Raw genomic sequence first — 12491 nt, forward strand, 5'->3', positions numbered from 1 at the left:
CATTGAGGCGGGTCTGGTCCTGAAAGGGGCTGAGGTTAAAAGTCTGCGTATGGGGCGCGCGACAATTGCCGAAGCCTTTGCGGCAGAACGCGACGGGGAACTGTGGCTGCTCAACAGCTATATTCCCGAATATCAGGGTGGCGTCCTGTCTCGCTTCGATACGCGCGCCCCGCGCAAGCTGCTCCTGCACCGCAAGCAAATTGAGAAATTTCTTGGTGCTGTTGCGCGGGAAGGGGCAACGCTGGTTCCACTCGATATTCACTTCAACGCCCGCGGCTGCGCAAAAGTGACTCTGGGACTGGGTGAGGGGAAAAAGAGCGTGGACAAACGCCATGCCATTGCCGACCGCGACTGGCAGAGAGACAAGGCCAGACTGCTACGAAACAAAGGACGCGGAGACTACTAAGCCGCGCCTTTTTAAGGAGCTTTTAAGCTTCCCCCTCTAAAACACAGGCATAAAAAAACCCCGCACAAGGCGGGGTTTTCTCGTTTTATACGTTTGTATAAAACTTAGTCTGCGTCGATTGCAGCGGCTTCCGGGCCTTTCTGACCCTGAACAACCTTTACATTCGTGACCTGACCTTCGTTGAGGCTTGCCAGACCAGAGCGCTCCAGAGCAGAGGCGTGAACGAAGATGTCCTTGCCACCGCCATCAGGCGTGATGAAGCCGAAGCCTTTGGTTGCATTGTACCATTTTACGGTACCGCGCACTTCTTCAGCAGAGGAAAGGTCCGGGGCCGGACGCGGAGCGCGACCACCAAAACCACCAGCGCGCGGTGCACCACCAAAGCCACCGGGAGCGCGCGGGCGTTCCGGCTGAGCTGTGCTTTCGTCAACGGAAATGACTTCTGCAACCTGACGGCCCTTCGGGCCCTGACCGATGCGCACGGACAGGGTGGCACCGGGGCTTACGCCGTCGTGACCAGCCTGAGACAGGGCATTGGCATGCAGGAAGACATCGCCGGAACCATCAGACAGTTCAACAAAGCCGAAGCCTTTTTCGCTGTTGAACCATTTGACAGTCGCTCCGATTTCCGGACCGGAAGCGATAACCTGCGGGCCGCCACCTCCTGCGGGTCTGCGCGGAGCGTATCCGCCACGGTCACCACCGCCAAAAGCGGGGCGTTCGCCATAGGAAGGCGTTGACATAAAATCATCGTCAAATCCGCCGCGGCGCGGAGAACGAGAGCTGCGGTCGGTCCTGTTACTTCTCAACGGTCTTGATCCTGGAGCATGGAGAAGACATCTGCTTCTCCAGATATTGAAAAATGGGCAGAGTGGTCTGCAACCACACCCAAACATGGCTTACCATACCGGGTGTGGTGTCGCTACAGAAAAGCATGAAACCGGGCCGGGTTTCATCTCTTTTCCAAGCTATAACATTTTTGTGACAATAAAGATGCAAATAGAGGCTGACTGAACATCCTGCAGGGCGGATAGCTGGGAATCAGGGTTTCTTGTTGCAGCGTAATCAACTAAAGAAAATAAAACTGACTCTGCATTGGCAGAACGAGAGGAAAGCTATGTCCGCCGTCATGAAATTACCCCACGTGAGGTATATTGCTGCCGCAACCCTTATGCTGGCTGGTAGCGCTCTTGCTTCTCGCTCTGCACATGCAACGCCCTTGCAGGACAAGCAGGGCACATGGACTCTGCAGGGGGAAAACGATGCCGTTTCTACCCTCAAGGGCACGTCTGACCAGTATTACACCAGCGGCCTGCGACTGAACTGGACATCTGGCACCGATACACTTCCCACACCTATTGCCGCCATTAACAAGGCAATCTGGGGGAACGGTGTGCAGCGCATCAGCATGGGCCTGCAGCAGATGATCTTCACGCCGCGTGATACGCAGTCTGGCAGCCCATGGGCTCCGGGGCAGCAGCAATCAAGCCTTCTGCGCGATCGTCCATACTCCAGCCTTCTGCTGGGCACCATCAACCTGATTAATGATACAGACACCACACGCAGCGTGTTCGGCATTCAGGGCGGCGTAATGGGCCCGGCCGGTCTGGGGCGTCAGCTTCAGAATGGTTTCCACGGCGCTATTGGCGATACCAAAAATCAGGGCTGGAAGCACCAGCTGCAAAACCAGCCAATTTTTCAGGTTCAGGGTGGCCGCACATGGCGTCTGCCACTGGTCAATCTGGGACCAGTCCAGTTTGATACCCTGCCGTCAGCCGCTGCCGCGATTGGTGACTACCAGATCTACGGCAAAATCAGCGATATGATCCGTTTCGGTCAGGGCCTTGATAGCGACTTTGGCGTGCCGACCATTCAGGCATCCGGGACAGATGGCACAGACGCCTATAAAGCAACACGCCCTGTTGCATGGTATTTCTTCGGTGGCGTGACGGGTGAGGCCGTAGCCTATGACGCCTCCCTTGAAGGCAACACTATGCGCAGCAATTCTCTGCATGTGAACAAGAAGTGGGATGTGGGCGAAATCCACGCAGGTCTGGCGGTTATGTTCTATGGCCTCCGCGTGTCCTACAGCCAGGTCTGGCAGACTCAGCAGTTTGATGGCGCAAAATCCGGCCTCTTCAACTACGGGTCGCTCATGGTTTCGGCGAAATTCTAAAGAGACTGACAACAAAAAGAGCAATTGCACAAAAAACAGGCATTAATTTCCTGTAATTGTTCTTTTTTTGTGGTTTTTGCGCAACTTTATGAAGTTTCTGCCTCATTCTGAGGCGCAGACCCACGTTTTGGCTTGGCGTTAAGGAAACCGTCCTTTTACATTTGAACCCAGAAAGACCCTCTGGTGTTCGATGGAAATGGAAATTCTGATGCCGCGTAAGAATGATGCCTCATCTGTCAGCAATGTTATCCCGTTCCAGATGGAAATTTTGTCGGGCCACCGGGAATACCTGTCCCGCTGGGTTCATGCGGGGCATCCCATGGGCGTCTGCGATGCCGACATTTTTTCCGTCGAACAGCGGCAGGCTGGCGTATCGTCTGGCTACGTTCTGATCTGGGTGCGGGAAACCGCAGACCCCGCCTACAAAATCTATTCCCGCGGGAATAGCTGGGTGGTGATGGATGCCATTCGGGAAAACGTGCTGGGCCAGTTCCGGTCTTTTGCCGATGCCCTGCACATGGTGCGCCCGGTGCTGCCCCGCCCGGAGAAAATTGTGGCTGCATGACATAAAATGTAGCCCCACACCGCCGCACTTTCTCCTCAAACACGGTCTTTTTCTGTAACACTCTGATGTTCCCGCATCAGGGTGTTTTTTATTGGCGTCTCTCCTTGCCGCAACGCGGCATCAGGGTGGCGCTGCGTGCCACAAGAAGAGCAGTAAAGCGATTTCAGGGATTGCACATCCGCTCTTCTCCTGCTGCAAGGTCTCAGCAAGACCTGCAAGCCTGACCTTAAGGAAGATGATATGACGACGATAACTCTCGCCCACCCAGACTCAACAGTTCATGAGGCGACAGCGGCGGCTATCATCCGAGTTCTGGAAGCGAATGATGTGGAGCCGGAAATTGTCATCGGCCCGAAAGCTGCTCTGGCAGACATGCTCAAAAATGGTGAAGTCGATCTTTACGTATCCGCATGGTTGCCGGATGAGTCTGACCTGCTGGCACCGGGCGTCACCCCCCTTGGAAAGCTGTTCCAGCCCAGCGCATGTTGCTGCATCTCGCGCGAGGAGGGGCCTGTTGTCTCTCTGAGCGACGTTGCGCAGGCCGGGCCAGAACTTTCCCGCACCATCATCACCCCGGCATCTCTCCAGAAGCATGTTGAGCAGATGCTTGCAGATTACGCACTGGCAGACGCAGGATTTACCCTTAACGTCCTTCCAGATGAGGAAGCTCTGGCCTCCATTACGGCAGCATTGAACAGCAAAGAGTGCATCCTCATGCCACTCATTCAGCCTTGCTTCCTGTTTCATCAGGGCGGCTTCCGCATTCTGTCCGACCCTAAGGGCAGCATGGGAAAAGAGCAGGAAGCCCGCATGCTGATGCGTCCCGGTCTGACTGATGACATGGATCAGGATTTGCAGGATGAGCTGGACGAACTGATGCTGAGCGTCAAGGTGATCAGCGCCATGGATTTTGCCATGCGTACAGAAGGTCTGACAGCGGATGAAGCTGCCGAGTCCTGGCAGCGAGGCAAATTGCTGCCGCGCTAAGGGAGAAACAGCGCATGACAGACCACACCAGCACCGACACGCGGGATACTGAGCTGGCAGCGCAGTACGAAGCGTATCCTTACCCCGAACGAAACCCGCAGGATGAGGCCAAACGGCTGCTGATTGGCAGCCCCAGCCATCTGCGGGAAATTGACTACTGGGTGTTCGGGGCGCAGCGCTCCCGCAGCCAGCCCCTTCGCGCCCTGATAGCCGGATGCGGCACGGGGGACGGAGCCATCATGCTGGCCACCCAGATGGCGCGGGCAGGCAGGCCGGGCGAAGTTGTGTGTGTTGATCGCTCCCGTCATGCCCTCTCCATTGCGCAGGCCCGCGCCAAGGTGCGCGACCTGAATAATATCCGCTTTGTAGAAGGCTCCCTGACCGAGTTGAGCACTCTTGGTCTTGGGCTGTTTGATTACATTGATTGCTGTGGCGTGCTGCATCATTTGCCGGATCCGGATTCAGCCCTTGCCGGACTGGAAGCTGCCCTCGCACCCGATGGTGGCATGGGCCTGATGGTCTATGCCCCGTATGGCCGCACCGGCGTCTACATGCTTCAGGAAGCTCTGGAAGAACTTGCTCCTTTTGAGGAACAACCGGCTACACGGCTGGAGATGGCGAAGCGCGTCATGCGCCATCTGCCTGCCACCGCGTGGCTGCGACAAAATGGAAATTTTGGAGACCATCTGAGTGGTGGGGATGCAGGCCTGTATGATCTGCTCCTCAACCCCAGAGACCGGGCTTATACAATTGGCGCGTTTCTGGATCTGCTAGACGGGGCAGGGCTGAAAGCCTCCTGTCTGATGGAACCCGCTCGGTATGATCCGGCGTTATTCTTGCCCGACCCGAAAGTGCGAGCCCGTATCGCCCAACTCCCCGCGCGGGAGCAGGCCATAGTCGCAGAATCTCTGACAGGCAACATGGCCACCCATGTGGCGTATGTTGTCCGCAAAGGCACCAGCATCACACGACCGGACGCGTCCTCATTTGATGCTGTGCCGGTCATGCGGGAAATTCCGGGCATTGAACTGGCCAAACAGATGCGGCCGGATCATACGTTGCCATTTGCGTTCGGGACGCTGGTTGTACCCATTCCGTTACCACCGCAGGCGCGGGGACTTCTGCCTCTTATCGATGGGGAACGCACGATCGGCGATCTGGCCGCCATTCTGGCAACACGTGGCGTGCCAGAAAACAAGTTCCGCACTGTATGGCAGGAAACCTTTCAGACGCTGGAGCGCCTGAATCGCGTCCTCCTCCTGCCGCCAGCATGATGCTGACGCCAGAAACACCGGCAAGCAAGACAAACGGACCGGCGGTTACGCCGATTATCATTTTTGGAGCAGCGCTCCGGCCAGATGGCACCCCATCTCCCGCTTTGCTGCACCGGGTGCTGGCTGCTGTGCAGTTTGGCGCAAGGCAGAATGCGCCACTCTATCTCGTCACGGGCGACGTTCCACGTCATGGCCTGACAGAAGCGTCAGTCATGCGCAGGTTGCTTCTGGAGGCAGGCATTTCTCCCGAAGCTATTCTTGAAGACCATGCCGCAACGGATACATTTGACTCCGTTGTGAATTGCACAAAAATCCTGAAAGAACAGGGATTTGATGGTCATAACCTCGCACTCACGACAAGTACTTATCACCTGCCACGCTGCCTCCTGCTGATGCGTCTGGCCGGATGGCGGGTGCGGGCTGTGCCGTTTCCATTTCCCGTCACAGGGCGAGAGAGCATATTTCGGACCGGCTTGCGGATTGGGCATGAACTTATTGCCAGCCTGTGGGATGCCTTGCTGGTCTTATGCTGGCGTATTGTGCGCTGAGCACGGGCAGCGTATCTTTCACTCCTCTCCTTTCAAACAGCACTCCATGAACTGCGTTTGATCTGATTTCAGCCTGACAGGCTTGAAGAACCTCTTGAAACAGTAGGTATTATGGCTGTTTACGCTTTTATTTTTCCGGGGCAGGGTAGCCAGTCCGTCGGCATGGGGGCTGACCTCGCCGCTGCCTTTCCTTCAGCACGCGCCGTGTTTGAAGAAGTGGATGAAGCACTGGGCGAAAAGCTCTCCAAAACCATTTTTGAAGGGCCGATGGAGGCTCTGACCAGCACGGAAAACGCACAACCTGCCCTGATGGCTGTTTCCATGGCGGTGCTGCGCGTTCTGGAAGAGCAGGGCGGTCTGGATCTGGCTGGAAAAGTGACGTTGCTGGCCGGTCATTCCCTTGGGGAATATGCCGCTCTGGCCGCTGGTCGCGCTTTTGGGGTGACAGAAGCGGCTCGTTTGCTGCGCACACGCGGTCTGGCCATGCAGAAAGCCGTGCCAACCGGTGAGGGCGGAATGGCCGCTCTGATTGGCGCAACGCTGGCCCAGACGCAGGAAATCTGTGAAAAAGCGGGGCAGGGTGGCATTCTGGAAATCGCCAACGATAACGGCGGCGGCCAGATTGTTATTTCCGGCACCATGACAGCAATCGATAACGCCATTGCGCTCGCCAAGGAAATGAAGATCAAACGGGCCGTCAAACTGCCGGTCTCTGCGCCTTTCCATTCCTCACTGATGCGCCCTGCGGAAGATGTGATGGCCGAAGCTCTGTCCAACGCGGACATCGCGGCTCCCATCGTGCCGGTTATTGCCAACGTCACCGCTGACAAGGTGAGCGACCCGGATGCGATTCGTCAGGCCCTGACAAAACAGGTGACAGGCCGTGTCCGCTGGCGTGAAAGCGTTGAAGCCATGACGAGCATGGGTATCGATACGTTTGTAGAAATCGGTGCAGGAAAAGTGCTCTCCGGGCTCGTTCGCCGTATTGATCCGGAAGTTTCCACCAGTTCTGTCGGCACGCCAGCAGACATCGAAACCCTCCTGAAATCTTTTTAAAAACAACGGAATAAAAGACTATGTTCAGGCTTGATGGAAAAACTGCTCTGGTTACAGGTGCCTCCGGTGGCATTGGCCGTGCAATTGCCGCCACCCTGCATGCCCAGGGTGCGACAGTCGTCCTGTCCGGCACGCGGGAAGCTGTGCTGCAGGAGCAGGTCAAGGAGCTGGGCGGGGAACGGGCTTTTTACGTTACCGCCAACCTGTCCGAAGCAGCTGAAGCGGATGCGCTGGTCGGTAAAGCTGAAGAGGTTGCCGGGGCCCCGCTGGATATTCTGATCAACAATGCGGGCCTGACGCGGGACACACTCGCCCTGCGCATGAAGGATCAGGATTGGGATCAGGTTCTGAATGTTGACCTGTCTTCCCCGTTCCGCCTGTGCCGCGCTGCCCTGAAAGGCATGCTGCGTCGCCGTGCCGGACGCATTGTGAATATTGCCTCTGTGGTCGGTACAACCGGCAATGCCGGGCAGGCCAACTATTCTGCTGCCAAAGCAGGCATGGTGGGCATGAGCAAGTCTCTTGCGCAGGAAGCAGGCTCCCGCGGCGTGACCGTTAACGTTGTGGCGCCCGGCTTTATTGTCACGCCTATGACCGATGTGCTGCCGGAAGCGCAGAAAGAAAAACTGACCAGCGCCATTCCGCTCGGTCGCCTTGGCAAACCGGAAGATGTGGCCTCCGCAGTGCTGTATCTGTGCACAGAAGAAGCCGGATGGGTTACAGGCTCAACGCTGCATGTTAATGGCGGCATGGCTATGGTATAAACACGTCCGGGAAGCTATTGCTTCAAGAGGTCGTGCAAATTGTTTCCGGATGTGGCAGACAGGCTCCGTAAATGGTCTGGATGCACGTGTCCGGAACACAGTTAACCGGTTCATGTTGGCGTGAACCGGAAAAACGTGCTAAGCGCCCGCAACCCTGTTGCGTAGGGGAAGAAAGAGCGACATGCTCAGCCTTAACCTGCAACAGGCAAACTGGCAGACTTAAGCGCCTAGATAACTTGCCCGCTTTTTCAGGGCACATAGGAAGCAGAGACAGATGAGCGAAATCGCTGACAAGGTTAAGAAAATTGTGGTCGAGCATCTCGGCGTCGAGGAAAGCAAGGTCACGCCGGAAGCGTCGTTCATCGACGATCTGGGTGCAGACAGCCTTGATACCGTTGAACTCGTGATGGCTTTTGAAGAAGCTTTCAACGTCGAGATTCCGGAAGACGCTGCTGAGAAGATCGCCACGGTTAAAGACGCGATTGACTACATCGAGAAGCAGAAAGCTGCCTGAGTCAGGCCGTCTTCTTTTGCAGACTAATATAAGGTCCCTCACTCCTTGAGGGGCCAGACAGATTCAAGCGGGGAGCGGGCTGGTTTGTTGCAGTCGGCCGGAGCAAATTCGGGCCGGAGACGCGTCGTCGTCACCGGTATGGGCATGGTGGGTCCTCTGGGCCTCGGTGTCGAAAACGTATGGTCACGTCTGATCGCAGGGGAAAGCGGGATTGAACGAATCACGCATTTTGACCCCAGCGATCTGCCTGCGCAGGTTGCCGGCCAGGTGCCGGAAGGACCGACTTCTGAAGGAAAGCTGACGCTTTCTGACTGGATCTCGGTCAAAGACCAGCGCAAGATGGACCGTTTCATTCATATGGGACTGGTCGCAGCGACTGAAGCTGTGGAGGATTCCGGCTGGAAGCCTCAGACTGAAGAAGATAAATGCGCCACAGGCGTGATGATTGGCTCGGGCATTGGTGGTCTCCAGACCATCTATGACGCCTCCATCACGGTGCATGAAGGACGCGCCAAGCGCCTTTCTCCCTTCTTTATTCCATCAGCCCTCATCAACCTTGTCTCCGGACATGTGTCCATCAAATACGGGTTTCAGGGGCCAAACCATTCTGTGGTGACAGCCTGTGCAACCGGTGTGCATGCCATTGGTGACGCCGCACGGCTCATCATGTTTGGCGATGCCGATGTGATGGTCGCAGGTGGTGCAGAAGCAACGGTCTGCCCGCTGGGTATTGCCGGGTTCTGCTCAGCAAGAGCGCTTTCTACCGGGTTTAATGAAACGCCGCAGAAAGCCTCCCGCCCGTGGGATAAAGACCGCGACGGTTTTGTAATGGGTGAAGGCTCCGGTGTGGTTGTGCTGGAAGAGTACGAACACGCCAAGGCCCGTGGCGCCAAGATCTACGCGGAAATCGTAGGGTATGGCATGTCCGGGGATGCCTATCACATTACGGCACCGGCAGAAGGGCATTATGGGGCTTATCGCGCCATGCGCTCGGCTCTGAAAAGCGCCGGGGTTACCCCTGCGGACGTCGGCTACGTCAACGCACACGGCACATCCACAATGGCGGATGACCTTGAGCTTGAAGCAGTCGAGCGTCTGTTTGGCGATGATGCCCGTACGCTGGCCATGTCTTCTACCAAATCCTCCACCGGGCATCTGCTTGGTGCGGCGGGTGCGATTGAAGCCATCTTCTGCATTCTGGCGATGCGCGATAACGTGGCTCCTCCCACGCTTAACCTTGATAACCCGTCACGCGAGAGCGTGATCGATCGGGTCGCGCATACGGCGCAGCAGAGGCAGATTAACGTTGCTCTGTCCAACAGCTTCGGCTTTGGCGGCACAAACGCCAGTCTGGTTGTCCGCCGCGTCTGATAAAGGACGATATGCGCAGGTTATTATCGGTTCTGTTCCTTCTGCTCCTTATGGGGGCAGGGGGAACAGCCTTTAAAGCGTGGCTCGATTATAAAAATCCGGGGCCATTAGCTCACGAGACTGATGTTGTCATCCCGCATGGCGACTATCTCAGCACAATCCATACATTGCAGCAGGCTGGCGTTCTTCGGTCCGGGTACTGGACAGAACGGCTCTGTTTGGCCGCAGTTCTACTCACGCGGAAAGATGGGCAGCTTCACGCGGCTGAATTGCATTTTCCCGCCTTTGTCTCCATGCAGGATGCCCTGCATATTATACGTCACGCCCATCCGGTCCTACATAAGCTGACCATCCCAGAAGGCCTGACAGCGCATCAGATTCAGGCACTGCTCCAGTCGGCTCCCTTTTTGGAAGACGATGCACCTCTGCCCGCCGAAGGCAGCGTGATGCCGGAAACTTATGGATATTTGCGCAATACCAGCCGCAAGGCACTGCTGGAGCGCACGCAGACAGCCATGACCAAAGCAGTCCAGGCCGTCTGGAGCAAACGCACCCCGGTGCCGGAAATTCCCGATGAGCAGACGTTGGTGACTTTGGCCTCGCTGGTTGAAAAGGAAACAGCTCTTCCAGCCGAGCGGCCTCTTGTGGCGCGGGTTTTCATCAACCGACTGCAACAGGGCATGAAGCTGCAAACGGACCCGACGGTGATTTACGCCCTGACAAATGGCGCGCCTCCCCTGGGCAGAGCGTTGACGCACGCGGATCTTCAGGTCAGCAGCCCTTACAATACCTACATGGTCGCAGGTCTGCCGCCGGGGCCAATTTGTTCGCCCGGCTTATCCTCTCTGGAGGCCGTCGCGCATCCGGCAACCGGAAATATGCTGTTTTTTGTAGCAAATGGGCAGGGGGGCCATAGTTTTGCGGCCAGCCTGACAGAGCACAATAAAAATGTGCAGATTTTTCGGCAGAAGCAACAAGCCGATCATGCCTCTACGCCGCAGCAATAGAGGCATGAAGCCGTAAGGGCGCGATTTTATCCGCGCCCTGTAATTATTTTACCGGGGCCAGATTTTCATGCTGGATGCTCCCAACACTCCCAGATCCCGTCGTGCTGACAGCGTCACTGCCGAGCGTATCAGCTCCGGTTGTCGCAGCACGCTGGGCTGCCGCTGTCGTCTTGCTTGATGTGCTGGTGGTTGCTGGCGCCATTTTCCCGTAACGCGTCAGCACGCTTCGCAGCGGATCGGCTCCGGGGTTATTCACCCGCATCGAGACAACAATGTCTTCCGGCCCAACGCTCTGGCTGTAATAGGAGCGGTTAGCGTCACTGTTGACTGTCAGTTTGGTGCCCCCGAGAGCCGCACCAGCAAAGAGGCCCTGAGACTTCTGCGCAACAAGAATATCGGTATTTCTGGCACCGGCATTGGCGCGCTCAGCATTGCTGCTAAGGGTCGCGAAGGACACACCGGCGTTGGCCCCAAACTGGAACTGGCTATCCAGCAGCGCCTGCAGGCCTCGGTCCGTCATGACAAAGAACATGGCCTGAGAATTCTGCACCCCCAGCTGAATCCCGAAGGACGCCGTGCTGAGCGTATAAAAAGCCGGGTCTGACCATGAGCCACGAGCATCACGCGCCAGCAGCAGACAGCCACCTCCAGCCCCACCAAAGGCGATGGACATGCGGAAAATGGAAGGACACACCATGACAGCGCGGGCCTTCCCCAGGTTAACAGCCACGGTGCTCTGAGCCGTAGCTCCCACAAAAATATCCTGCACCGTCAGCGCAGCTTTATCGACAAGCGTCTGCCCGCTGTCGGCTGCACGCGCCTGCAAGGGCGCACAGGTCAGTGCAGTTGCCATCCCCAGAGCAAGAGAAAAGGAGGAAAAACGGTAAACTGACCGCATTCTGGTGGTCTCCATTATGGGCCTAAATTACTGGCCTAGCCTTACGTCTCGTTTGTGGCGGCAGAATGGCCCCAAGGCCAGCCTCTACCGCTTTTAATCAAGAGAAATTCCTACGGCAGAGGACAGAGCCTGCGCAATATGCGGGTTTGCCGCTAAAATCGTCGCGGGCCCGGTCAGACCGCCTTCCCGCAGGAACGGCGACACACAGGCCCCGGCTTCCGCCAGCAGGGGAAGAGCGGCCGCCACATCCCACAGATTGATGACAATTTCGATATAGCCATCCAGCCGCCCACATGCGACATCCGCCAGCGCCAGTGCGCCCGACCCACCCGAACGCGGCATAGCTCCGAGATCCATGATGGCATCGATTTTTTCCATGAAGACCGGCTTGGGGACACGATTGCTCCAGCCCATCTCAATCATGGCACTGGCCGGGTCTTGCACCGGAGAAGCCTGAATGCGGTTGCCGTTAAGGAACGCACCCTGACCACGCAGAGCTGTGTAGACCTCTCCCAGCGCTGGCGCTTCAATCACCCCGGCAACCGGCTCATCGCCATCCAGCAGCCCGAGAGAAACGCACCAGCGGTTCCGGCCACGGGCATAGTTAGACGTCCCATCAATCGGGTCCACGACCCAGCGCAGGCTGCCGGCACGGGCAACGCCGCCTTCCTCTCCCTGAAAGCCATCGTCTGGAAACAGAGTCTGCATCCGTTGGGCGATAAAGCTTTCCACAGCACCATCTGCTTCTGTCAGCCAGTCCTGCGCCGACTTCTGCTTGCCTTCGGGGCCACCGGGGGCAGGCCGCATGGACATGGCAAGGCGGGCAGCGTCCTGCACCACAGCCCGGGCAGCTTCCAGACGATAGGCGAGGGCGGGGCTGGGTGAAGACATGGGCAACAGGCTCCAGATTAAGAAATATTATAAA

The 12491-nt window shown here is 57.0% G+C and carries 14 protein-coding genes; 11 read left to right on the forward strand and 3 right to left on the reverse strand.

Annotated features, from left to right (window positions below):
- Positions 1-406: SsrA-binding protein SmpB (smpB, locus tag HK23_RS09725; protein ID WP_143217545.1), on the forward strand; the 406-nt coding region annotated here is incomplete at its 5' end.
- A gap of 104 nt (positions 407-510) precedes the next feature.
- Here the strand turns inward: smpB and HK23_RS14865 are convergent.
- The gene (locus HK23_RS14865) at positions 511-1215 is read right to left on the reverse strand and encodes a cold-shock protein (protein ID WP_082779481.1); all 705 of its coding nucleotides are present in this window, start codon (positions 1213-1215) and stop codon (positions 511-513) included.
- A 320-nt stretch (positions 1216-1535) separates the two neighbouring features.
- Between HK23_RS14865 and HK23_RS09735 the strand changes: the two genes are divergently transcribed.
- From HK23_RS09735 to mltG, 10 genes are all read left to right on the forward strand, one after another.
- Positions 1536-2582 carry a lipid A deacylase LpxR family protein gene (locus tag HK23_RS09735; protein WP_086653914.1) on the forward strand — a complete coding sequence of 349 codons (1047 nt, stop codon included), beginning with the start codon at positions 1536-1538 and terminating at the stop codon, positions 2580-2582.
- A gap of 190 nt (positions 2583-2772) precedes the next feature.
- Positions 2773-3147 carry a hypothetical protein gene (locus HK23_RS09740; protein WP_231866173.1) on the forward strand — a complete coding sequence of 125 codons (375 nt, stop codon included), beginning with the start codon at positions 2773-2775 and terminating at the stop codon, positions 3145-3147.
- A gap of 240 nt (positions 3148-3387) precedes the next feature.
- Positions 3388-4134, forward strand: coding sequence for a glycine betaine ABC transporter substrate-binding protein (locus tag HK23_RS09745; RefSeq protein ID WP_086653816.1), 747 nt, complete (start codon positions 3388-3390; stop codon positions 4132-4134).
- Between the two features lie 14 nt (positions 4135-4148).
- Positions 4149-5408 (forward strand): class I SAM-dependent methyltransferase, encoded by a 1260-nt coding sequence (locus HK23_RS09750; protein WP_086653817.1) that lies wholly within the window; start codon positions 4149-4151, stop codon positions 5406-5408.
- Positions 5405-5956: a YdcF family protein gene (locus HK23_RS09755; RefSeq protein ID WP_256940145.1), complete on the forward strand. Its 552-nt coding sequence runs from the start codon at positions 5405-5407 to the stop codon at positions 5954-5956. Before HK23_RS09750 ends, HK23_RS09755 begins: the two co-directional genes overlap by 4 nt.
- A gap of 111 nt (positions 5957-6067) precedes the next feature.
- On the forward strand, positions 6068-7012 hold the full coding sequence (gene fabD, locus HK23_RS09760; RefSeq protein ID WP_086653818.1) for an ACP S-malonyltransferase: 945 nt from the start codon (positions 6068-6070) through the stop codon (positions 7010-7012).
- 20 nt (positions 7013-7032) lie between these two features.
- Positions 7033-7776 carry a 3-oxoacyl-[acyl-carrier-protein] reductase gene (gene fabG / locus HK23_RS09765; RefSeq protein WP_063908232.1) on the forward strand — a complete coding sequence of 248 codons (744 nt, stop codon included), beginning with the start codon at positions 7033-7035 and terminating at the stop codon, positions 7774-7776.
- Between the two features lie 274 nt (positions 7777-8050).
- On the forward strand, positions 8051-8290 hold the full coding sequence (locus HK23_RS09770; protein ID WP_006557907.1) for an acyl carrier protein: 240 nt from the start codon (positions 8051-8053) through the stop codon (positions 8288-8290).
- Between the two features lie 84 nt (positions 8291-8374).
- Complete coding sequence (fabF, locus tag HK23_RS09775; RefSeq protein WP_082881756.1) at positions 8375-9661, forward strand: beta-ketoacyl-ACP synthase II; 1287 nt, start codon at positions 8375-8377, stop codon at positions 9659-9661.
- Positions 9662-9672: 11 nt separating this feature from the next.
- Positions 9673-10668 carry an endolytic transglycosylase MltG gene (gene mltG / locus HK23_RS09780; protein WP_086653819.1) on the forward strand — a complete coding sequence of 332 codons (996 nt, stop codon included), beginning with the start codon at positions 9673-9675 and terminating at the stop codon, positions 10666-10668.
- 43 nt (positions 10669-10711) lie between these two features.
- On the opposite strand, the gene HK23_RS09785 is transcribed toward mltG, so the two are convergent.
- Positions 10712-11566 (reverse strand): lipid-binding SYLF domain-containing protein, encoded by an 855-nt coding sequence (locus HK23_RS09785; protein WP_082881782.1) that lies wholly within the window; start codon positions 11564-11566, stop codon positions 10712-10714.
- 93 nt (positions 11567-11659) lie between these two features.
- A complete protein-coding gene (locus HK23_RS09790; protein ID WP_086653820.1) occupies positions 11660-12457 on the reverse strand; it encodes an inositol monophosphatase family protein in 798 nt (265 codons plus the stop codon).
- Positions 12458-12491: the final 34 nt, after the last annotated feature.

Source organism: Acetobacter malorum (genome assembly GCF_002153605.1).
Classification (GTDB): domain Bacteria; phylum Pseudomonadota; class Alphaproteobacteria; order Acetobacterales; family Acetobacteraceae; genus Acetobacter; species Acetobacter malorum_A.

Bases quoted from the DNA above. Each gene is read 5' to 3' on its own strand.
- HK23_RS09735 (WP_086653914.1), top strand. From the start codon at position 1,536: ATGAAATTACCCCACGTGAGGTATATTGCTGCCGCAACCCTTATGCTG.
- HK23_RS09740 (WP_231866173.1), top strand. From the start codon at position 2,773: ATGGAAATGGAAATTCTGATGCCGCGTAAGAATGATGCCTCATCTGTC.
- HK23_RS09745 (WP_086653816.1), top strand. From the start codon at position 3,388: ATGACGACGATAACTCTCGCCCACCCAGACTCAACAGTTCATGAGGCG.
- HK23_RS09750 (WP_086653817.1), top strand. From the start codon at position 4,149: ATGACAGACCACACCAGCACCGACACGCGGGATACTGAGCTGGCAGCG.
- HK23_RS09755 (WP_256940145.1), top strand. From the start codon at position 5,405: ATGATGCTGACGCCAGAAACACCGGCAAGCAAGACAAACGGACCGGCG.
- fabD (WP_086653818.1), top strand. From the start codon at position 6,068: ATGGCTGTTTACGCTTTTATTTTTCCGGGGCAGGGTAGCCAGTCCGTC.
- fabG (WP_063908232.1), top strand. From the start codon at position 7,033: ATGTTCAGGCTTGATGGAAAAACTGCTCTGGTTACAGGTGCCTCCGGT.
- HK23_RS09770 (WP_006557907.1), top strand. From the start codon at position 8,051: ATGAGCGAAATCGCTGACAAGGTTAAGAAAATTGTGGTCGAGCATCTC.
- mltG (WP_086653819.1), top strand. From the start codon at position 9,673: ATGCGCAGGTTATTATCGGTTCTGTTCCTTCTGCTCCTTATGGGGGCA.
- HK23_RS09785 (WP_082881782.1), bottom strand. From the start codon at position 11,566: ATGCGGTCAGTTTACCGTTTTTCCTCCTTTTCTCTTGCTCTGGGGATG.
- HK23_RS09790 (WP_086653820.1), bottom strand. From the start codon at position 12,457: ATGTCTTCACCCAGCCCCGCCCTCGCCTATCGTCTGGAAGCTGCCCGG.